Source organism: Bradyrhizobium sp. ERR14 (genome assembly GCF_014198235.1).
Lineage (GTDB): Bacteria > Pseudomonadota > Alphaproteobacteria > Rhizobiales > Xanthobacteraceae > Bradyrhizobium.
Map to the genome: position 1 here is coordinate 1 of NZ_JACIHD010000027.1, position 19,505 is coordinate 19,505.

A 19,505-nucleotide genomic window follows, 5' to 3' on the forward strand; every position below is an offset into this window, starting at 1 on the left:
CCCTCCGGCGTAAAATCAAGCGCGCTGGCTGGGACAACGCATTCCTCTTGGCCACCCTCAGCCATATGCGATAGCCCTGCGCTTGCGGGGGAGGGTCGGGGTGGGGGTGCCTCCGCGGTGGGATTCCCGACGAGGAGAAAGCCCTCACCCGCGCCCTTCGGCGCGACCTCTCCCGCAAGCGGGAGAGGTTAGGACACCGAGTCTAAGGCGCCAGCTTCGCCAGCCCCGACCAGTCGAAGCTGATGCCGTGCCCGGGCCGGTCCGGCGCCAGCGCCTTGCCCTCCTGCAGCACCAGCGGATGCTCGATATATTTGTCCAGCCCGAACCCGTGCGCCTCCAGATAGGATCGGTTCGGGCAGGCCGCGAGCAAGTGAACGGTAATGTCGTGGGCGCCGTGGCTAGTGACGGGCAGGTTGAACGCTTCCGCCAGCCGCGCGATCTTCATGAAGGCCGAAACGCCGCCGCAATTGGTGACGTCAGGCTCGGGATAGGACACCGCGCCACTGGCGATGTAGCTCTTGAACTCCCACAGCGAGCGCAAATTCTCGCCCGCCGCGATCGGCACGCCGCCTGCTTGCAAGATGCGCGCGTGGCCGGCGACGTCGTCGGGGATAATCGGCTCCTCGAGCCAGGTGAGGTCGTAGGGAACGAAGGCGCGCGCCGCGCGGATCGCCTCTTCGACCGTCCATTTCATGTTGGCGTCGACCATCAGCGGAAAACCGTCGCCGAGGTGTTGTCGCATCGCGGAGACTTTCGCGACGTCGGATTTGAGATCGGGCCGGCCGACCTTCATCTTGATGGCGCGAAAGCCCTTGGCGAGATTGCCGTCGGTCTGCCTGAGCAGCGCCTCCACGGAGAGATCGAGGTCGATGCCGCCGGCATAGCACGGGACGCGCGCGTCGAACCCACCGAGCAATTGGTACAGCGGCAGCTTGGCGCGCCGCGCCTTCAAATCCCACAGCGCGATGTCGAGCGCGGAGAGCGCTAGCACCACCGGCCCGCCACGGCCGCCATAATGCAGCGCCCACCAGACGTGATGCCAGATCGCCTCGGTGTCGTTGGCCTCGCGTCCTTCGATCAGCGCGGGGATCTCGCGCTTGAGGATGTCGGCGACAGCGCCGCCATTGCGCCCGACCGTGTAAGTGTAGCCGACGCCCTCGGCGCCGTCGGCATCGCGGATGCGGCAGGTGATCAGCTCGAACGCCGCGATCTCGCCATGGGTGGAGTCGGAGAGCGTGACGGGGAGGGGGATCCGGTAGAGCCCGGTCTCGATATTTGCGATGTGCGGCATGTGGCCTCCCTTCTTGTTTTTGTTTCGTAGGTGGGTTAGCCGAGCAAATGCGCAAAGCGCATGTGCTCGGCGTAACCCACCACTTCTGTCGGCGCGGAAAGTAAAGAGGTGGGTTACGCCAGCGGACTGCGCTTTGCGCAGCCGCTAGCTAACCCACCCTACATCCTTGCCTCACCGCATCGTCGCAAGCTGCACGGCCAGCGCACACGCACGGTCGTATTCGTCGAGATTGATCCATTCGTCGATGGTGTGTGCCTCGTTCTGGCCGGCGCCGAAGGTCACCGTCGGAATGCCGTGACGGACCATCCAGTTGGCATCCAGGCCGCCATTGGCGGTGCGGACGTTCGGCGTGCCGCCGACCGCGGATACGGCCTCGACCGCGCGCTTGATGACGGGCTGGCTGTCCTTCATGCGGAACGGATAATAGTCGGTCTCGGCCTTGAACTTGACCTTGCCGGACTTGCCTTGCGCGTTCGTCACCTTCTTGGCCGCCTTCTCGAACGCGGCCTTGTAGGCCTTGGTGATCTCCTTGAAGAACTTTCCGTCATGGCTGCGGCTTTCGCCGCGGACATGCACGTAGTCGGTGACGACATTGGTGGCATCGCCCGCGGGGCGGCCCTCGCCGCCGGTGACGGGACCGACATTGCTGGTGCCTTGCCGCTTGCCCTTCACCACCTTGCCGAACCAGCCGCCGGCCTTCACATCTGCAAGAGCGAGCGCCATGATCATGGTCGAGGAGATGCCGCGCTCCGGCGCGACGCCGGCATGCGAGGCGCGCCCCATGATCTCGACGGTCCAGCGGTCGGCGCCGACCGCGCCGATCACGACGTTGGAGGCCGAGCCGCCGTCATAATTGAAAGCCATCACCGGCGAGCCGAGCTCGTCCAGCTTGACGTGGCGGGCGCCGTAGAGCCCGCTCTCCTCGCGCACGCAGAACAACAGCGTGATCGGCGGATGGTCGAGCTTGTGCTTCTCGAGCTCGGCCGCCAGCGTCACCAGCACGCCGCAGCCGCAGCGGTTGTCGCCGCCGAGCGCGGTCTTCGCCTGGTTGACGATCTTGCGCCCGGACTGTTTCGGCTTGGCCCCAGCACACAGCGGCACGGTGTCCATATGGGTCATGAACATGATGCGCGGCTGGTTGTGCAGCGCGCCGCGGCCGGGCAGGTCGACGATCAGGTTGCCGGTCTCGGTCGGCACGGGAATACGCGTGTTGGCATCGTCGAGCCGGATCGCCTTCGCCGCTACGCCGCTCTCCTTCAATGCGGCGGTGATCTCACGCCCGATCGCCGCCTCCTGTCCGGTCACGCCCTCGACGGCGAGGAAGCGCATGAGGCGGTCGGTGGCGGCTTTGGTGTCGACAGGCATGAGTTCATTCCCTTGATGCGCGATGCTTGTCAGCATCCCTTGCAGCGCGCCGTTGTGCAAGGCGGGCTCGACGCATGAGGGACGGCGCTGCGTTGCCATGCGCGCATGGTCCCGCAGCGTCGCGCGAACACAATGTGTCCGGTTGTTGCTGTCAGGTGACAGCGTCGGCTGCGATTCGCTTCTAACTTCAGGATGTTTCGTGGCGCCGCGGCGCGCCGATATTTGCCGAAATGCTGGGGACGACGATGCGGATCGCGGCCATTGCCGGAAGTGCCTTATTGTTCGGTGTCGTGGCGGCAAATGCCGCGGATATGGCGGTCAAGGCGAGACCCGTGCCGGTCGCTGCGCAGATCTTCAGCTGGACCGGCTTCTATGTCGGCGCCAATGTCGGCGGCGCCTGGACTCCCGGCAGCGGTGACAGCGATTTCGGACCGCTGTTTCCCGCTTTCGGCGTGCCGCCCCCGGTCGCACCCGTACTGACGATTGTTCCCGAACAGAGGGGCATCATTCCCGGTGACGGCCGCCACAGCGGTGTCATCGGCGGCGGCCAGATCGGATACAATTGGCAGGTCCAGCAGTTCGTGCTCGGCGTGGAAGCCGACGCGGTCGGCACTGGCTTGAACGGCAGTAGCGGCAGCGCTTCGCGCACCTTCGGCGCCCCGACATTTGCGCCGCCGGTGACGCAGACCGTGACGGTCGATTTCGGTCATATCGACTGGATGGCCACCTTCCGCGGCCGCGCCGGCGTCACGGTGGACCGTGCACTGTTCTACGTCACCGGCGGCGCCGCCGTCGCCGAGATCGGCGGTTCCAGGACCACCGTTGTCAACGGCCCTGGCATCGGCATTCCGGCGGGAACGTTCACGGCAACGAACGGCTCGACCACGCGCTGGGGCTGGACCGTCGGCGGAGGCATCGAGTGGGCGTTCACCCCGAACTGGAGCCTGGCCGGCGAATATCGCTACACCGACTTCGGTCGCCGCAGCGTCGCCTTCACCGTTCCCGATGGGTTCGGCGGCGTTTTCGCGACGGGGACGTCAAGCTCGCGGCTGACCGTCGAGCAAGCGACCCTCAGGGTCAATTATCGCTTCGGCGGGCCGGTGGTCGCCAAGTACTGAGCTTGGTCGCGGGGATACTCTGAGAGCGTACAAGGATGGGGTTGAGCGAAGCGCTCAGCCGGTCCCGCGAAGCGGCAGCGTATAGGCCAGGAAGACCAGCACGCCGATTGCCAGCATTGCTGCCATGAACAGCAGCACCGCCGGCAATCCCGCGAGCGCCGCCACCGCGCCGGTCACCGACTGCACCAGCGCCGCGCCGAGGAAGAAGGCGAGGTTCACGGCCGCCAGCGCCTTGCCCGTAGTCTGCGCGTCGACCAGCTGCCGCGACATGCCGAACAGCAGCGGCTGGGCGGAGGTCGCAAGGCCGATCAGCACAAACAGAACGAGGTCGTATTGCGTCGGCATCACGGGCGCGCCGAACAGAACGGACACGGGGTAATGCGGCGCCCCGAGCGCCATCAGCGCCAGCAGCACCGCCCCGGCCATATGCGAGCCTGCCACCAGCGCGCGGCGGCGGCCAAGCCTGCGGTCGATCATGCCGATGCACAGGGGCCCCGCGATCATCGCCAGCGTGAACGCGCCGAGCTGATTGCCGGCCTCGACCCGCGACAAGCCCTTGACGTCCATCAGCCACGGTCCGCCCCACAGGCCGCGCAGCACCAGCGAGGTTGCCAGCGACACCAGCGCGAGCGCGATCAGCCCGCGCAACGGACGCGAGAAGCCGAGCCTGAGCACCTCGATCATCTGCGCCAGCGGCGAGGAATCGTCCTTGTGCTCGGCCGGCTGCTGCGGCACCAGCGCGAACACGGCGAGCGCGACTGCAACGCCGCCAGCGGCGGACATCCAGAACCCGGCGCGCCAGCCGTAAGCATCGACCACGAAAGCGAGCGGGCTCGACGACAGCAGCATGCCGATATTGCCGATCGAGAGGATCGCGCCCGACCACAGCCCGAAGCGGCCCGTCGACAATTGCTTGGCCGCCAGCGTCATCGGGCACATCAGCATGCCGGACGTGGCAACGCCCAGCATGAACTGCCCGACCGCAAAGCTCGCAGCCCCCGTGGCAAAGCCCGACGCCACCGCGCCGAATACGGTCCCCGCGAGCAGGCTCAGCGACACCGGCCGCACGCCGAAGCGATCCATCGCCGCGCCGACCGGGATCTGCGCTGCGGCAAAGGCGAAAGGATAGATCGAGGTGAGGCTGGCGAGGGCTTGCGGCTCGATGTGGAAATCCGCGGCCATGAGGTCGAGGCTGACGGCGGGAATAGTGCGCAACAAGGTCGAGAGCATATGGCCGCAGGCGAGCGCGAGAAGTGCAAAGATCAGCGTGCGGGTGGCGGTACCCGCGTCGTCGGTGGTGGCCATGAGCGTCCCGTCCCGGAAGGTTTGGATGGGCGTACATGATGACGAGGCGGGCGCCAATGGCGGCAGCGCGACCCCCTCATTCCGGATTGTGGCGTCTCGGGATCAGCGCGCGGAAGGACGAGATACAGGCAGCCGACGGTTCGCATCGTCAGTGATGGGCAAGATGGAGCCGAACTGATTTCGCCAGTTGCCGACCCAAGCGATGTCAGTTGCCATGCCGGCCCTCCTACGCTCGCGCACTCGGCATCGCGCGCAGCCGGCGCAACCTGCTCAGCTCCTTCGTTGCGTCCTTCATCAGGCCGTCAGCGGCCTCGCGTTCCTGGCCGACGACGACGCCCGATGCGAAAGCCTGGGCGCGGCGGTGCGCAGGTGGCGCCGTCAGCGCCGCCTCCGTTGCCAGCTCGCGGTGCGCCATGAAGTCGTTCAGCGATCCGAGCGCGGATTGAATCTGCTTCAGGCGGTCGGACAGGGCTGCAAGCTCCTTGCGGTCGCGATCAGCGTAGAGGCTTTCGAAGAAATCGACGGCGTAGCGGATCTTCTTGATCTTGATCCGCAGCTTGTGGCGCCGCATCGGATCCAGGTCGTGCAGGCGCTTGCCCTCCTTTCGCGCCTTCCTGATGCGCCGGTCGAGCAACGCCGCGGCGTAAGCGGCGATCGAACGGTCATCATCGCCGTGAGGCCGTCCGCCTCCGATCCACTCGATCACGTCGATCAGCAGGCGGCGGTAAGGCGCCGACATGACCGCATCGCGTGCCCGCTCGAATGCCGCCACCCGTTGCCGGGAGAACCTCTTGCGGATCGCGCGGGCGCCGCGTCGCGGCACGTCCCGTTCGGTGATCGGCCGGATGCTCTCATTCAGGAATACGTCGATTTCACGCGCCGGCGCCAGCTCGCTCGTGAGCCATTTCAGCTCGGCCTTGATCCGCGCGGTGCTCGCCCGCGGAAGGATATCAGCGAACAGCGAGATGGCCGCACGCAGACGCCGCAAGCCGACCCGCATCTGATGAACCCCTTCGGCGTCCATCTCACGCACCGGATCGGCGTTCGCGGTGACCTGACGCAACGTCGAATGTGCGATGACGCGGAACGCCTCGCGCGGTGAGAGTCCGTCCTCCAGCGCGATCGGCTCGGCGTGCTGTGCGCCGCCGCCACTGCCGGCGACGAGCAGGTAGCCGCGCTCGGATTTCGAACGCAGATCGAGCTCCGCCCCGGTTTTGCGTTCGAGATCGCGGGCAAGGCGGAACAGGTCCGCGACATGCCCGGACTTCAGTTCCAGCTCCAACTCGGCGACGGGCCGCGACCGGTGACCGGCGCTGATGCGGCCACGGTCGACCGCCAGTTCGATCTGGCTCTTCCGGACGCGTCGCGCCTGCGCCAGGCGATGAATGTCGGTCTGGAAGACCGGCTTCAGCTTGCGAGGAAGCTTTCGAGTCGCAAGATCCCGGAGCGGCGTGTGTCCCGTCTTATTCAGGTCGGGACGTGCACCGGAAACCTCGTGCTCCCATTCGCCCCGCTTCACGCCATCCGTGCCGCCGGCTTTCACGGTCTGCACGTAGCGCCCCTCGATCTTGCGGACGCGCAGCGTCAGGCCATGGCGCCTGAGCTTGTGCTTGGTCGTATCGTAGTAGGTCGACACGAGCGACTGCTCGGACTGGTCGCCGCGCCGCCCACTCAAACCGCCCGTCCGCAACACTGACGACAATTTTCGCGGCGCAACGCGGAATTTAAGTTCCGTTTCGGAGGCCATGGCGAATTCTTTCGTTTGCTGAATTCAAAGCGGTGCCGGCTCGGGAAGTTCCGGGCCCGCCAGCTTTTCGACCCGCACGCCGCTGCGGGAGCCGCAAAGGCACGGAAACTTCACGCGATTGAAAGGCAACGCCATGAACTGAAGCGACACCCTGGGCCGAACCAATGCAATTGCGATCCTCGTCATCGTTCGCGCGTACGGACCAGGCCGGAAGCCAGAGATTGTTCCCGGGAAAACGTGGTATCCTGCGGAGCAGGGAGAACCCCGATCTGCGGTTGGCGGCGGCCATGTCTTCGTCCGAGAGTCCGAGTAAAACGACCAGTGAAGCGGCCCGCCGCGAGCGGAGAAGAAGCAGTTCCTTACTGTTGGTCCTCGCCGTTGGATTTCTCATTTTTGCCGCCGCAGCGGGCGCGCTCTATTATGCGTTGCGGCCGGACGTCCTCCGGATCGCCGTTGGACCACCCGGCAGCGATGACGACAAAGTCATTCAGGCGATGGCCGATGCCTTCGCGAGCGAAAGCCGTACTGTCAGGCTGCTTCCCGTCAAAACCGACGGGGCGGTGGAGTCTCTCGCCCTGCTTGGGGCAGGCAAGGCCGACCTTGCCGTCGGCCGCGGCGATCTGGACATGCCCGCCGAGGCACAGACCGTCGCCGTCGTGCGCAAGAACTTCGTCGTGCTGTGGACTCCGTCTGGAGCCGCCGGCAAGAGCTCGAAAAGAAAGCCCTCGCCGAGAATCAAGGAGGTCGCCGATCTCGCAGGGCGCCGCGTCGGCGTGATCGGCCGGACCCCGGCAAATGCCGCATTGCTACGCGTCATCCTGAGCGCCTCCGGAGTGGAGGCGGACAAGGTCGTCGTGACACACTTCGGCACGGACCAGACCGAGGAGCTGGCACGCGATCTCACCATCGATGCCTTCATGGCGGTCGGGCCGCTCGACAGCAAAATCACGTCCGATGCCGTGGCTGCAACGGCGCGCCTGCGCGGCGAGCCGAGATTTCTCGCCATCGAGACATCGGAAGCGATCGCCCTGAAGCATCCGCGGTATGAATCGGAGGAAATTCCGCCCAGCGTCTTCAAGCCGGATCCGGCCTGGCCGGGTGACAAGGTCGAAACCGTCAGCGTCAGCCACCTCATCGTCGCGAGAAAGTCCCTGCCTGAAACGACAGTCGCCGCCTTTTTCCGCCAGCTCTTTGCCGTTCGCCAGGCGATTGCAAGACAGGTCCCGGGTGCTGCGCATATTATCAAGCCTGATGTCGACAAGGACACGGAGCTACCGGTGCATCGGGGAGCGGCGGCTGTCATCGACGGCAACGAACGTACCTTCCTCGACCGATACGGCGATTACTTCTGGTTCGGGCTGCTGCTTCTTTCCGGGATCGGCTCGGCCGCCGCCTGGTTGCGTCGCTATTTGAATCGCGACGAAAGAGAGGAAACCAACGACCATCGCAAGAGAATCCTGGCCATGGTGTCCAGCGCGCGAACCGCGGGATCGAGCCAGGAGCTTCTGGTTCTGCAGCGCGAGGCCGACGCCATCATAGCTGAAACGCTCGAATGCTACGACGACGGCGCTATCGAAGAGGAGGAACTCGCAGCATTCGGTCTGGTGCTCGGCCTGTTGAGCAGCGCCATCGCGGAGAGACGAGCCGCGCTGCAGCGTGCCAACTTCGAAACCGTTCGAGGCGCGGCGGGCGCGCCGCGAGGATGAGGCGCCCTCTGAAGCTGCCGCTGTCGATCTCTGCGACGCATCGGCCCGCAAATGCCAACGGATCGAGGGGCGGAGCCGCCTGGATCAACTTCTGCTTGTGTGCATGAGCTTCCGGCGCGGTCGAAGTTCTCCGCCCCGACACACATCCTGCTGTCGATCGTGACGCTCTCGTCGCCGTTTCGCTTATTCCATCATTCGGTGCCGGCGCTGTTCGGGAAGAATCGGAACAAAACGGACATCATCGCTCTTACTCTAGCAAGGAGACCTGCTCATGCTGTGCTCAAGGCCGCCACGGGTCATTCGCACGACGCTTGATCTTGCGGACGCAAAGCAGGTCAAGTCCGTTCGAAGGCGCCTCAAGATCTCCGATGCCGATCTGATCAGGATCGTCGAAAAGATCGGCAACTCTCTGACGGCCATAGAGAAGGAAGTTCAGCTCGAAAAGCTCGAACCGGTGGAGCAGTGCAGCGCCAAGAGTGGCCTCACGTTCCCCGGATAGATTCAGTCATTCCATAGAAAAGGAGAACTGCAATGAACGGCCTGATTTACCTCATAGGATTAGTCGTCGTGATCGCGGCCATTCTGTCATTCTTTGGCTTGCGTTGACCGCTTTCTTTTCTACTAGCGCGACGCGCCACCTGTCTGGGTGAAGCATTTGGCAACTTCGCGTGCATCAAATGGATGATTTGCACCAGGTGAATACCATCATCGCCACGACCATTTGCGCGTTCTTCAAGGGACATCCCGACGCGCAGATCGGGACCGAAGAGGCCAAGCTGCTGGCGAAGCAGATTGCCCAGGCGCTGGATGAGGCAGGGCTGCAGATTTCCCCAGTCGATCCGACAAGCGCGCCGCGCTAGCTTTTCGGCTGGCAACCGGTGATGTGCGGGGTGAACGCCTCGCGCAATTGTCGACGGCAAGGACGGGCGCCCAAGGACGGGCGGCAATGGCACCAACGGGACCCGCTTCCTCGTGCTTCAGGTTCGTTCGAACGTATCGACGTTCGTTGTCACGGCGCGCCACCAGTTTACTGGTTTGAGCTTCGCCGGGGCGCCCTCTCTGGACGCGCTCAGCGCTTGGTCTGCGATCACGAACCAGGCGGTCTCCATCTTTCCGTGACGCAGCAATCCGGTATAGGAGACGGCGCGGTCGCCCGTCACAGACGAGCCCACTGCGACAAAGGCGATGCAATTGCCTTTATGAAACCCGGTGATGGGCACTGCTTGGCCGTAGAAGCCGCTGTCGTCGAGCGCGGTCTCGAAATTCCCCTCGATGCGGCCGTTCGCATCATCGGTGATGCGTAAGATGGAGCCGAATTGATTTCGCCAATCGCCGACCCAGGTCATGTCGGTTCTCCTACGCTCGTCGATTTGGCTCGGCGCGCAGCCGGGCGGCCTGTGCAGTTCCTTTGTGACACAGTCCGATTGCGGTTGGCTGCGGCCTACGTACGGCTCGGGACGCCGGCATTCCAAGGCGCGACGGCCTGCTTCAGCCGGAGATCGCGCCTGCGTGCTGTCCGCCTGCTCGCGAAATTCCGTGCAGCGCCTTCGCCGCACCGTCGCCGGACCTGCACCCGGCGATATCGCCGAGCGCGATGATGCCGACCAGCCGCTTGTCTCGATTGAGCACCGGCAGCCGCCGCACCTGAATGTCGGCCATGTTACGGGTGACCTCTTCGATGTCCTGGTCCTCGTAGCAGTATTTGACGTCTGTGGTCATGACGTTCCGCACTGGCGCGTCCGGCCCCAGGCCCATCGCGACCCCTCGCGTTGCGATATCGCGGTCCGAGATCATACCGACAAGGTGATCATATTCAGCCACGGGCAGCAGGCCGACATTGAGCGCCGCCATCGCCTCGGCTGCGTCCTTGATGGTGTCCTGTGGGGTGCAAAGCTGCACGTCGGGAGTCATGACATCGCTGACTCTCATGGAAATCTCCATCGCTGATAGGCCGCCAACAAAATGCGCCGGCGGTCGTTCCTCAGGAACAGGTCGCAAATGGCGACGAGTTCCCGAAGTCATGATGCAGGGCAATGATTGTCCATTGACGGCAGGCTTTTGGACTAAGCGGTTTGATCCCTCCGATCGTCTGACGCCATCTCCTCCAGCAGCTTTCCCGCCTCATCGAGCAGTTCCCGGATCGCCCTTCGCTCCGCGATCCGCTCCTGTGTGAAGGCGCCATGCTTGTGCGCATTGCGGTTTCCAGGTGGCGCGCCCGATCCGGGCGCGGCACCGTGCATACGGCAGCGGAGCTTGCCGCGCATGGCCGGCGCGCGGCAGGCGAACCCGCCGCGTGTGTCGGCGCCGCAGCGCGGGCTCGCCGCCATCGCGCGCGTGTTGCGGATGTGACCGGCCCTCATGCGGTGGTGCCTCGCAACGCCTCGGTCCGGTCGCGTTCGCCGGCGTCGCGGAGCGGGGCCAGCCCTGCCTCTGTCGCGGTGCCCGGCTCGGCAGCGATCAGATGTGCCTGTTGCGTGACATTCCCCACGATCGCGCTGCCGCCGTCCTGCACCGACAGATTCTGCACCGTGATCGGACGTTCACCGTTGCCGCGATGGCGGTTGAGGGCCTCCATCTGGGCTGCGAACGTGCGAGCCAGCCGGGTCAATGTGCGGGCGACGCCTTCCTGCTGCGGGATGCCTTCGGCGAAGGCGAGGCGGCAGGCAAAGCGCATGGTCGCGACGTGGACGGACACCATCTGCGCCGTCAGCATGGTTTCGAGGGAATCCCGCGGGGCGATGCTTTTCATCATCGAGATCATGAAGGCGAGATTGTCCTCATCTGGCTTCTGCAGGATCACGCTGGCTTTCATCAACTGCTTGAGGATGCCATGCAGAGCGTCTTGATCGACGGCACCGAGCGCCTCGCCCAGCAAGTGCTCGCCGGTCTCCGCGTCGGGATGCTGAATTGCGATCCGTTGTCCGGTGAGCTTGACCCGCGGGGCGGGCCTGCTGCCGTACCTGACGACTGGCGTCGTGCTGTTGCGTGTCATGGCTGTTGTCATGTCGATGTCTCCCTTGAGCCCACGGCACGCGCGAGCAGGCCTCTCCGGTGCGAGAAGACCTCTCAGTTGCCGTGCGGCGGTTGCGTATTCAAATGTCGATGCTGGGCTTGTTCGCGATCGAAGCGAGGCCCACATGGCTGTGGAGGCCGATTGCTCACGCGGATCGCGATGATGGCATTATGCCCCTGTTTTGCCCGACGAGTCAAAATCGATTTCGCAACATCCGAAAGTTTCTGCCTGGCGTAAGTCCTTGTTCGGACAGGGGCCGTCTACTGTGCATGGGGTTGTTTTCGCATTTTTTGTCTGCAGGCGATGCACACGTGCCGTGGGGCGGAATGCCGGCGACCAAACGCGATTGCGAAATCCGGGATGGCCGCTATTCATGATCTTCACATGCGTCGCACCAACAAGCCTGCACAAGCGGCGCTGCTGATGTCTGGGGAGAGAACCAATGCAACGAACCGCCCGCCTGCTCGCCGTCGTCGCCGGATTGTGTGCGTCTGTACTGTCGACGGAGGCCATGGCGCAGAAATATCCGGTGCGGCCGGTCAAGGTCATGGTCGGCTTCAGCGCCGGCGGGCCGGTCGACGTCGTCGCGCGCATCGTCGGCGATCGCCTGGGCAACAAGCTCGGGCAGCCCTTCGTGGTCGAGAACCGCGCGGGCGCCAACGGCATGATCGCGGCCGAAGGCGTCGCCCATGCGGAAGGCGACGGCTACACCATGCTCGCCTGCAACTCGTCCACCATCACGCTCAACAAGACGCTATTCAAGGATATCCGCTACGATCCGGAAAAGGACTTCGCGCCGCTGACCACCGTCGTGTCGGCGCCGCTGGTGCTGGTGGTCAATCCGGAGAATCCAAAGACGGCTAATATCAAGACCGTCGCCGATCTCGTCGCCGCGGCGAAGGCGGCACCCGGCGCGCTGGCCTACGGTTCGGGCGGCAACGGCAACCTTGCCCATCTCGCCATGGAGCTGCTGAGCCAGAAGGCCGGCATCAAGCTGATCCACGTGCCTTATCGCGGCGGTTCGGCCGCCGAGGTCGGCATCCTCGCCCAGGAGGTGCTGGCGGTGTTCGATCCGCTCTCCGCTGTGCCGCTGGTCAAGGCCGGCAAGTTGCGCGCGCTCGCGGTGTCGTCGGCCGAGCGGCTGCCGGCGTTGCCCGATGTGCCGACCGTCGCGGAAGCCGGCTATCCCGGTTTCGACATCTCGTTCTGGGTCGGCTTCTTCATGCCAAAGCCGACGCCGGCGCCGATCCTGGAGACGCTGCACCGGGAAATTGTCGCGGCCGCCAAGGATCCGGCGGTCGCGGAGAAGCTCGGCTCGCAGGGGGTCGTCAGCGTGCTGACCCCGGCCGAGTACGCCGCGAAGATCGCGAAGGAGACGAAGGAGCTCGCCGAGGTCGTCGCTGCCGCGGACATCAAGGCGGAGTAGGAAGCGCACCTGCTTCCATCGCTATTCACCGCCGGCCAGCTGCGCCAGCCGATCGAGCAGCGGGCGTTGTCCTGCGTTGATCTTCTCTTGCGCCTCCTCGAGCGTGAACCATTCGGCACGGTCGACTTCCGGGAAGACTTGCCGTTTGCCGCTGCGCGGCGGCCATTCCATCTCGAACGTGTTGCTGCGGATGCTGCGCACATCGATATCGAGCTCGGCGGCGAACGCCGTGACGACCTTGCCGCCGCGCTGCTTGGCCTCGCCAAGCGAGACCAGCGGCACGGACATCTCTAATCCCAGCTCCTCGGAAAATTCCCGTCGCGCGGTCGCCTCCGCATCGTCTTTGTCCGCATATTCGCCCTTGGGGATCGACCACGCGCCGAGATCCTTGTTGCGCCAGAACGGCCCGCCGGGATGAACGAGGAGGATCTCGATCGCCCGGCGTTTGCGATAGGCAATGATCCCCGCACTCTTCGATGGCATCGCAGGTTCCGTGCAGAAGCGGTCCGCTTTGTCTCGGGAAAAAGTGGAACCGGCCGTTTTAGCGCAGGTTAGTAGCCAACGTTCATTTGATAAAAGGGAGTGAACCATGATCCGCCTGTTGGCAACCACCGCATTGGGGCTGGTGCTGGCGAACGCCGCCTTCGCGCAATCGCCCACCAAGTCCGAGCAGACGCCGCAATCTCAATCCAATTCCACGGCGCCTGCGACGACCTCGCCATCCGGCGCGGCCGGCACGCAGCAGACCACATCGCAGCCTCAGCAATCACCGTCGACGGGAACCTCGGCACAGACGACGCAGAGCACCGCGCCATCCTCCGGGGCCGCCAATTCCGGCACATCCAACAATGCTGCGAGCAGCACGGACACTTCGCGGCCGCAGAGCGGCACGGCAAGCTCGAACACGACCGGTAACCAGCCCGCCACCCAGCAGGGCGCCAACCCGCCGCCGGCAAACACGAACCAGGCGCAGGATCGGTCCAATCCGCCACCGGCCAATAGCAATCAGGCGCAGCAGGCGCCCGCTGCATCCGGGACCAACCAGGCTCAGCAGGCGCCTACGGCGCCAGCCGGCAATCAGGCGCAGGGCGAGCGGTCCGGAACCAACTCTCAGGCGGCCGCGCAGACCAACGTCAATCTGAACCGCCAGCAGGAGACGAAGATCAGCACCTCGATCTCGCATCTGAACGTCCGGCCGCTGACCAGCGTCAATTTCTCGCTGAATGTCGGCACGGTCGTGCCGCGCGACGTGCACCTCTCGACCCTTCCGCCTGACGTGGTCGAGATCGTGCCGCAATATCGCGGCTACAGCTTCGCGCTGGTGAAGGATGAAATCGTCGTGGTCGATCCGGCGACCTACAAGATCGTGACGGTGCTGCCGTATTCGGGGAAATCCACGGCAACGACGACGTCGACCACCCGCGAGCGTAGCGCAAGCAAGTTCTCTGACCGCGATCGCGATGCGATCCGCAAGCATGCGAAAGCGCGTCCCGAGAGCCGGAGCGAACGGCAGACCACCGGAAGCACAGCGCGCACCGAGATCCATGTCGGCGATCGCGTCCCTGATAGCGTCGAGGTCGAGGAATTTCCGAGCACGGTTTATCGGGATGCGCCCGACCTGCGGGAGTACCGCTACATCCATCGCGATACCCGGACTTATGTCATCGAGCCTCGCGAACGACGCGTGATCGAGGAGATCGACTAGTTCTCAGCCGTCGGAAGCCGCCCATCGGGCGGCTTCTCGATTTGTGCGTCAGATCGCCGAACGTTCGCGTGCCGCGATGCGGATGGCCCGAGCCTTGGTGCCCTTCGCCGCGCGGACTGCAATCATGCTCCTCGCCTTGCCGCGGGCCGAGGCGTTCTTGTGGAGCAGGGATACGAACCGCTTGCGCGTCCGGTTTGTCGACAGGCGCGCCGCAAGCTGTTCGGCCTTGCGAATAATGGTCGCGACTGAAGGTGTCAGGTTGACCGGAACCCAGGCGATATCCTTGGCCTTGGAGAGGCTGCCGATGCCCTCGCATGGCGCCTCGCGCGGCAGGTCGATCCTGATCGCGAGCGCCTCGGACCGCTCGGTCCAGTCCTCAGCCTTGGTGCCGGTGATGATGCGGACATAGTCGCGCGTCTCACGCGGCAGCTCGCTCTCCTTGGCGAGCCACTTCTGAACGCGGCCGGGACCGGCATTATACGCAGCCGCGGCGAGGCCGAGATTGCCGAAATCGTCGCGAAGCTTGCGCAGGAATTTTGCCGATGCGGGCAGCGCCTTCATGGGATCGAAGGGATCGTCGAGCCCGACTTCGGCGGCCGTCCCGGGCATGAACTGCGCCACGCCCTGAGCGCCGGCCTGGCTCACCTCGTTGGACTTGAAGCGGCTCTCCTGCCAGAGCAGGCGGGCAAAGAATGGCACGGGAATGCCGCTGGCCTCGGCGGCCTCGCGCAGCGCGTGGCAAAATCGCTCGGTCGGGGAAACCGGCGCCTGTAGGGCTGGCTCGTCCGCCCGGGGCGGCTCGATCACCTGCTCATAGGCGGCACGCGCGTTGGCGAGCTCGATGGCCTGCACACTTGCGAGGAAGAGCTCGACCACCGGAACAAGTGGGGAGGCCCGATTGTTCTGAATAACGGCGCGGTCGAAAGTTGATGTTTGCCGGGACGCCGACGGATCGAGGTCGCACATCAGAATCATGAACGCGGCGCAAGCCGCGATGACAAATCGCATTTGCGGAGACAACCTCGAACTGTGGGATGAACGGCCAGCGGTGCGCCGGCGATAAGGAGTTCTTAACCGTCTGATTGCGGCAAAGCTGCGGTCTCGTTGGTTCCTTCGGTGTTACTACGGTGTTCCCAAGAAGAAACTGCCCGCGGTTTTGCGGATCATTATTTTTGGAATGGGACGAGCGATCATGAGGCGGTGGCTGCTTGGCGCGGTGATGTCGATGTGGTTCGTCTGCCCGGTGCTCGCGGGCCATCTCGATGCGAAAGCGGTGAACGAGGCCGCGCGGCCGGAAAAGCAGCCGGCCGCGGACAAGGTCGACGCGCCGGTGACGAAGCTGCAGATTCTGCTCGATCGTGCGCAATTCTCTCCTGGCCAGATCGACGGCAAGTTCGGCGAGAACGCGCAGAAGGCGATGAAGGCGTTCGCCGAGCAGAACGGAATGGCCTTCGACAAGGTCGTTGCCCCTGAACTCTGGGACAAGCTGACCGCAGCGAGTGAGGGGCCTGTCGTTGTCGACTATAAGATCACCGACGCGGACGTGAAGGGGCCGTTCCTCAAGAAGCTACCGGCCAAGCTCGATGACATGAAGTCGCTGGAGGCGCTGAGCTACACCAGCCCGCTCGAAGGGCTCGCGGAAAAATTCCACATGAGCGGAGAGCTGTTGAAGGCGCTCAATCCGGGCAAGTCATTCGACAAGGCTGGCGAGGCGATTGCCGTGGCCAACGTGCCGGCGCGGCGGGAGCTGCCGCGCATCGCTCGGATCGAGATCGACAAGACGCGCGCGACGCTGAAGGCTTACGAGGGCTCTGGTCGTCTGGTCGCGTTCTACCCGGCATCAATCGGCAGTCCGGATCGCCCGACGCCGACGGGGACGCTGAAGGTCACCGGCACCAACGAGCAGCCGACCTATCACTACAATCCGGAGTACAAGTTCAAGAGTGTGAAATCCAAAAGACCCTTCGACATCAAGCCGGGTCCCAACAATCCCGTGGGCTCGTATTGGATCGGCCTGTCGGCGCAGGGCTATGGCATCCACGGGACGGCGGAGCCCGACAGGGTCAGCAAGTCGGCCTCACACGGCTGCATCAGGCTCACGAATTGGGACGCCCGTGTGCTCGGCGAGAACGTCAAGCGCGGCACGCCCGTCGTCTTCCTCGATGCGCCGACGGAATCTTCCTCGAAGCAGAAGGGCAAGACGGCCGGCAAGCGCGCCGCGAATTAGTCCTTGCTAGTCCTTGGGGAAATCCTTGCGCATCGCCATCTCGGCGGCATCCCCCGGCGACAGCACGGTCTGGTCGAAGGCCGCTTGCGGCTTCGTCATGATGTCGTAGAGCGAGATGCCCTTGATCGGCTTGCCCATGAGCTCGCGGACGCAGTCGGCGAGCGTGCCGTTGTAGACGAGATAAGGCGGACCTCGGTCCTTCTGCCTCTCGCCCTTCAGCGACGGCCACTTCTTCAGTTCGGCCGGCGCGTCATAGGCGATCGGCGATCCCTCTTTGAACATGCGTTTGGCCCCGGTGGCTTGGATTGCAGGGAATCCTAGAGCCGCCGGGTAAACACGCGTTGAAGAATTAGTTCAAATCAGCCGGCAATGAAGGCGAGCAGGGTGCCGTTGGACTTGGCCGGCGGCACACAGAGCGCAGCTCCGCTCCGCACAGCTGCCGAACCCAGTGCCTTCTCGGTCGCTGCCAGGTCGCCGCTGGCGAGCACCAGCGCCGCGCCGCCGCGCTCGGAAAGGCCCGCGAGCGGCACGCCCGGATAGCGTTTGGCGAGCTGGTCCAGCGTCAGATAGATGAAGTCGGCCCGATCGCCGCCGGAGGGCACCGTGACCGCGCCGTCGGCCTCGGCGGTCGGTTCGCGGTCGATCAGCCGGCCGAGATGCGCGGCGTCCTTCGCCGGCTCCGGGGTTGCGATCAGCGTCTGCCTGATCCGCTTTGCCGCGTTGGCGTGCCTCATCAATTCGGGAATCCACACGGTCTCGCGCGTCTTGTGCTGGCAGGCGAAGATGCGCACCCCGCCCGGCGCTTCCGCGGTCGGCCACATGAAGGTGCGGAATTTGGCCGCCGAGACGGTGCCATCAGGCAGCGTCACCGGCCGCTCGAAATCGGTCGGGCCGATCGGCGCCAGGCCTCGCGCGCGGATCTCCTCGGCACCGGCGGCGGAATCGACCGCGGTGAAAGCGATGCGCTCGATGCCTTCGCCGCGCTTGTCGAGGAAGGCGCGCGCCGGTGCGTTGTGCTCGGTCGCGACGAGCACGCCGAGCAGCTCCATATAATCGGGGTCGAACATGATGGTGTAATTGCCGGTGCCCATATGCGCGCTGTGGGTGCCGCGCGGCGACACGGTGAAGCCGAGCTGCCGATAATTCTCGGCGGCCTTGTCGAGGTCCTGAACCATGACCACAGCGTGGTCGATACCGATGACGTTCTTGAGGGCCACTGTTCTTTCCCCGCGCATGCAAATGACTTTGGGCCGCGTCGGCGGCCGCTGGTCCTGTCTACGCCGGATAGGCGGTCAAGTCATTTTCAATTCAGTGGGAGATGCGGAATTTCATTCCGCGAAATGATCTGTCGCCGCGCGGGCAGCATCAGCGGGCCTGCTCGAGATAGGCGGCGAGGATCGCGCGCTCCTCGCCGGTCATTTCGGTGATGTTGCCGGGCGGCATCGCGCTCGACCAGGCCGCGACGCGGCCGATCAGGCGGATGTTGCGATGGATGTGCTCGGGCGCATCGAGCAGGATGCCCTTCGGTGCGGTCACGATGCCGGCCCAGACCGGCTCGGCCGCGTGACACATGCTGCAACGGGACGTCACGATCTCCTCGACAGCGGCAAGGGTCGGCTGTGTCGGCAGTGCGCCGGACTTGACCTCGCGCGGTCCTGCGGCGGAAAGGAAGAGGATCGCAATCACGCCGATTGCCGCGACGCCCCACACCCACCATGGCGATTTCCGCCCCGCGTGGCGCTCGTTGAAGAAGTGGCGGATCACCGGCCCCAGCGCCAGGATGATGGCGACGATGATCCAGTTGAAGCGCGTGGCATAGAGCAGGGGATAGTGGTTGCTGATCATCAGCACGACCACGGGCAGCGTCAGGTAGTTGTTGTGGACCGAGCGCTCCTTGCTGGCCTTGCCGAGCTTCGGATCCGGCGCCTGTCCCGCGATCAGGCTGGCCACGATCTTCTTCTGGTTGGGGATGATCAGCGCAAAGACATTGGCCACCATGATGGTGCCGATGATGGCGCCGATCTGGTTGAAGGCGCCACGGCCGCTGAGCACATGGGTGAAGGCAAAGGTCAGCGCGACAAGGAACAGATAGCCGCCGATGGCGAAGGGCAGCTCGCGCTGGGCGAGCCCGGTGCGGCAGGCGGCTTCATAGAGGAGCCACGCCAGAGCCAGGCTCGCGAGGCTGAACAGGCCGGCCTGGAACGGCGTGAGATCGAGGATCGACTTGTCGACCAGGAACAGATCGGCCTCGAGATAATACACCACCACCATCAGTGCGAAGCCGGACAGCCAGGTGGTGTAGGCCTCCCATTTGAACCAGGTCAGCTCGTCCGGCATTTGGTTGGGAGCCACCAGATATTTCATGATCCGGTAGAAGCCGCCGCCATGGACCTGCCAGGCTTCGCCCTGGACGCCGTCGGGCAGGTCACTCGTTCGGTTGCCCTTGGGCCTGAGGCTGAGGTCGAGGGCGATGAAATAGAAGGAACTGCCGATCCAGGCGATCGCCGCCACCACGTGAAGCCAGCGCAGCAGCAGGCTCGCCCATTCCGATATGATGGATCCCCACATGATCATCCCGTCGATTGCGACAGCGATGCCGCAG

At 64.6% G+C, this 19,505-nt stretch carries 20 protein-coding genes; 7 read left to right on the forward strand and 13 right to left on the reverse strand.

Annotated features, from left to right (window positions below; all coding sequences use genetic code 11):
• Window positions 1-202 precede the first annotated feature (202 nt).
• Window positions 203-1,291 (reverse strand): mandelate racemase/muconate lactonizing enzyme family protein, encoded by a 1,089-nt coding sequence (locus GGD62_RS36565; protein ID WP_183713312.1) that lies wholly within the window; start codon window positions 1,289-1,291, stop codon window positions 203-205.
• 171 nt (window positions 1,292-1,462) lie between these two features.
• Window positions 1,463-2,656, reverse strand: coding sequence for a M20/M25/M40 family metallo-hydrolase (locus GGD62_RS36570; protein ID WP_183713315.1), 1,194 nt, complete (start codon window positions 2,654-2,656; stop codon window positions 1,463-1,465).
• A 230-nt stretch (window positions 2,657-2,886) separates the two neighbouring features.
• On the opposite strand from GGD62_RS36570, the gene GGD62_RS36575 reads away from it, so the two are divergent.
• Window positions 2,887-3,774 (forward strand): outer membrane protein, encoded by an 888-nt coding sequence (locus GGD62_RS36575; protein WP_183713318.1) that lies wholly within the window; start codon window positions 2,887-2,889, stop codon window positions 3,772-3,774.
• 54 nt (window positions 3,775-3,828) lie between these two features.
• Here the strand turns inward: GGD62_RS36575 and GGD62_RS36580 are convergent, their stop codons facing one another.
• Window positions 3,829-5,079, reverse strand: a complete 1,251-nt coding sequence (locus tag GGD62_RS36580; protein WP_183713321.1) for an MFS transporter — start codon at window positions 5,077-5,079, stop codon at window positions 3,829-3,831.
• Between the two features lie 226 nt (window positions 5,080-5,305).
• Window positions 5,306-6,826 (reverse strand): CYTH and CHAD domain-containing protein, encoded by a 1,521-nt coding sequence (locus GGD62_RS36585; RefSeq protein ID WP_183713324.1) that lies wholly within the window; start codon window positions 6,824-6,826, stop codon window positions 5,306-5,308.
• 287 nt (window positions 6,827-7,113) lie between these two features.
• Between GGD62_RS36585 and GGD62_RS36590 the strand changes: the two genes are divergently transcribed.
• The 3 genes from GGD62_RS36590 (at window position 7,114) to GGD62_RS36600 (ending at window position 9,392) form a co-directional block, all read left to right on the forward strand.
• Window positions 7,114-8,532: a TAXI family TRAP transporter solute-binding subunit gene (locus GGD62_RS36590; RefSeq protein ID WP_183713327.1), complete on the forward strand. Its 1,419-nt coding sequence runs from the start codon at window positions 7,114-7,116 to the stop codon at window positions 8,530-8,532.
• A gap of 271 nt (window positions 8,533-8,803) precedes the next feature.
• Window positions 8,804-9,031 carry a DUF3606 domain-containing protein gene (locus GGD62_RS36595; protein WP_183238712.1) on the forward strand — a complete coding sequence of 76 codons (228 nt, stop codon included), beginning with the start codon at window positions 8,804-8,806 and terminating at the stop codon, window positions 9,029-9,031.
• Window positions 9,032-9,227: 196 nt separating this feature from the next.
• Window positions 9,228-9,392 (forward strand): hypothetical protein, encoded by a 165-nt coding sequence (locus tag GGD62_RS36600; RefSeq protein ID WP_245283389.1) that lies wholly within the window; start codon window positions 9,228-9,230, stop codon window positions 9,390-9,392.
• Window positions 9,393-9,509: 117 nt separating this feature from the next.
• Here the strand turns inward: GGD62_RS36600 and GGD62_RS36605 are convergent, their stop codons facing one another.
• The 4 genes from GGD62_RS36605 to GGD62_RS36620 all read right to left on the reverse strand — a co-directional run bounded on the left by GGD62_RS36605 (window position 9,510) and on the right by GGD62_RS36620 (window position 11,536).
• Window positions 9,510-9,878, reverse strand: coding sequence for an avidin/streptavidin family protein (locus tag GGD62_RS36605; protein ID WP_183713330.1), 369 nt, complete (start codon window positions 9,876-9,878; stop codon window positions 9,510-9,512).
• A gap of 142 nt (window positions 9,879-10,020) precedes the next feature.
• Window positions 10,021-10,461 carry a CBS domain-containing protein gene (locus tag GGD62_RS36610; RefSeq protein ID WP_183713332.1) on the reverse strand — a complete coding sequence of 147 codons (441 nt, stop codon included), beginning with the start codon at window positions 10,459-10,461 and terminating at the stop codon, window positions 10,021-10,023.
• 134 nt (window positions 10,462-10,595) lie between these two features.
• Window positions 10,596-10,892 (reverse strand): HGGxSTG domain-containing protein, encoded by a 297-nt coding sequence (locus tag GGD62_RS36615; RefSeq protein ID WP_183713335.1) that lies wholly within the window; start codon window positions 10,890-10,892, stop codon window positions 10,596-10,598.
• Entirely contained in the window at window positions 10,889-11,536 is a 648-nt protein-coding gene (locus GGD62_RS36620; protein WP_026202792.1) for a hypothetical protein, read from the reverse strand. The genes GGD62_RS36615 and GGD62_RS36620 overlap by 4 nt, the downstream gene beginning before the upstream one ends.
• Window positions 11,537-11,987: 451 nt before the next feature.
• Between GGD62_RS36620 and GGD62_RS36625 the strand changes: the two genes are divergently transcribed.
• Window positions 11,988-12,971, forward strand: coding sequence for a tripartite tricarboxylate transporter substrate binding protein (locus tag GGD62_RS36625; protein WP_018322680.1), 984 nt, complete (start codon window positions 11,988-11,990; stop codon window positions 12,969-12,971).
• A gap of 21 nt (window positions 12,972-12,992) precedes the next feature.
• Here the strand turns inward: GGD62_RS36625 and GGD62_RS36630 are convergent, their stop codons facing one another.
• A complete protein-coding gene (locus GGD62_RS36630) occupies window positions 12,993-13,454 on the reverse strand; it encodes an NUDIX domain-containing protein (RefSeq protein ID WP_183713405.1) in 462 nt (153 codons plus the stop codon).
• Between the two features lie 106 nt (window positions 13,455-13,560).
• Here GGD62_RS36630 and GGD62_RS36635 point away from each other — a divergent pair, with 106 nt between their 5' ends.
• Window positions 13,561-14,676, forward strand: a complete 1,116-nt coding sequence (locus GGD62_RS36635) for a DUF1236 domain-containing protein (RefSeq protein WP_183713338.1) — start codon at window positions 13,561-13,563, stop codon at window positions 14,674-14,676.
• A gap of 48 nt (window positions 14,677-14,724) precedes the next feature.
• Here GGD62_RS36635 and GGD62_RS36640 read toward each other — a convergent pair whose 3' ends face one another.
• Window positions 14,725-15,684, reverse strand: coding sequence for a lytic transglycosylase domain-containing protein (locus tag GGD62_RS36640; protein WP_183713341.1), 960 nt, complete (start codon window positions 15,682-15,684; stop codon window positions 14,725-14,727).
• A gap of 184 nt (window positions 15,685-15,868) precedes the next feature.
• Here GGD62_RS36640 and GGD62_RS36645 point away from each other — a divergent pair, with 184 nt between their 5' ends.
• On the forward strand, window positions 15,869-16,903 hold the full coding sequence (locus GGD62_RS36645) for a L,D-transpeptidase family protein (RefSeq protein ID WP_183713344.1): 1,035 nt from the start codon (window positions 15,869-15,871) through the stop codon (window positions 16,901-16,903).
• A gap of 6 nt (window positions 16,904-16,909) precedes the next feature.
• On the opposite strand, the gene GGD62_RS36650 is transcribed toward GGD62_RS36645, so the two are convergent.
• From GGD62_RS36650 to GGD62_RS36660, 3 genes are all read right to left on the reverse strand, one after another.
• Window positions 16,910-17,185, reverse strand: a complete 276-nt coding sequence (locus GGD62_RS36650; RefSeq protein WP_018322685.1) for a hypothetical protein — start codon at window positions 17,183-17,185, stop codon at window positions 16,910-16,912.
• A gap of 77 nt (window positions 17,186-17,262) precedes the next feature.
• A complete protein-coding gene (locus GGD62_RS36655; protein WP_183238706.1) occupies window positions 17,263-18,120 on the reverse strand; it encodes a VOC family protein in 858 nt (285 codons plus the stop codon).
• A gap of 148 nt (window positions 18,121-18,268) precedes the next feature.
• Window positions 18,269-19,471 carry a urate hydroxylase PuuD gene (locus tag GGD62_RS36660; protein ID WP_183238705.1) on the reverse strand — a complete coding sequence of 401 codons (1,203 nt, stop codon included), beginning with the start codon at window positions 19,469-19,471 and terminating at the stop codon, window positions 18,269-18,271.
• Window positions 19,472-19,505: the final 34 nt, after the last annotated feature.

Bases quoted from the DNA above. Each gene is read 5' to 3' on its own strand.
- GGD62_RS36565 (WP_183713312.1), bottom strand. From the start codon at position 1,291: ATGCCGCACATCGCAAATATCGAGACCGGGCTCTACCGGATCCCCCTC.
- GGD62_RS36570 (WP_183713315.1), bottom strand. From the start codon at position 2,656: ATGCCTGTCGACACCAAAGCCGCCACCGACCGCCTCATGCGCTTCCTC.
- GGD62_RS36575 (WP_183713318.1), top strand. From the start codon at position 2,887: ATGCTGGGGACGACGATGCGGATCGCGGCCATTGCCGGAAGTGCCTTA.
- GGD62_RS36580 (WP_183713321.1), bottom strand. From the start codon at position 5,079: ATGGCCACCACCGACGACGCGGGTACCGCCACCCGCACGCTGATCTTT.
- GGD62_RS36585 (WP_183713324.1), bottom strand. From the start codon at position 6,826: ATGGCCTCCGAAACGGAACTTAAATTCCGCGTTGCGCCGCGAAAATTG.
- GGD62_RS36590 (WP_183713327.1), top strand. From the start codon at position 7,114: ATGTCTTCGTCCGAGAGTCCGAGTAAAACGACCAGTGAAGCGGCCCGC.
- GGD62_RS36595 (WP_183238712.1), top strand. From the start codon at position 8,804: ATGCTGTGCTCAAGGCCGCCACGGGTCATTCGCACGACGCTTGATCTT.
- GGD62_RS36605 (WP_183713330.1), bottom strand. From the start codon at position 9,878: ATGACCTGGGTCGGCGATTGGCGAAATCAATTCGGCTCCATCTTACGC.
- GGD62_RS36610 (WP_183713332.1), bottom strand. From the start codon at position 10,461: ATGAGAGTCAGCGATGTCATGACTCCCGACGTGCAGCTTTGCACCCCA.
- GGD62_RS36615 (WP_183713335.1), bottom strand. From the start codon at position 10,892: ATGAGGGCCGGTCACATCCGCAACACGCGCGCGATGGCGGCGAGCCCG.
- GGD62_RS36620 (WP_026202792.1), bottom strand. From the start codon at position 11,536: ATGACAACAGCCATGACACGCAACAGCACGACGCCAGTCGTCAGGTAC.
- GGD62_RS36625 (WP_018322680.1), top strand. From the start codon at position 11,988: ATGCAACGAACCGCCCGCCTGCTCGCCGTCGTCGCCGGATTGTGTGCG.
- GGD62_RS36630 (WP_183713405.1), bottom strand. From the start codon at position 13,454: ATGCCATCGAAGAGTGCGGGGATCATTGCCTATCGCAAACGCCGGGCG.
- GGD62_RS36635 (WP_183713338.1), top strand. From the start codon at position 13,561: ATGATCCGCCTGTTGGCAACCACCGCATTGGGGCTGGTGCTGGCGAAC.
- GGD62_RS36640 (WP_183713341.1), bottom strand. From the start codon at position 15,684: ATGCGATTTGTCATCGCGGCTTGCGCCGCGTTCATGATTCTGATGTGC.
- GGD62_RS36645 (WP_183713344.1), top strand. From the start codon at position 15,869: ATGAGGCGGTGGCTGCTTGGCGCGGTGATGTCGATGTGGTTCGTCTGC.
- GGD62_RS36650 (WP_018322685.1), bottom strand. From the start codon at position 17,185: ATGTTCAAAGAGGGATCGCCGATCGCCTATGACGCGCCGGCCGAACTG.
- GGD62_RS36660 (WP_183238705.1), bottom strand. From the start codon at position 19,471: ATGTGGGGATCCATCATATCGGAATGGGCGAGCCTGCTGCTGCGCTGG.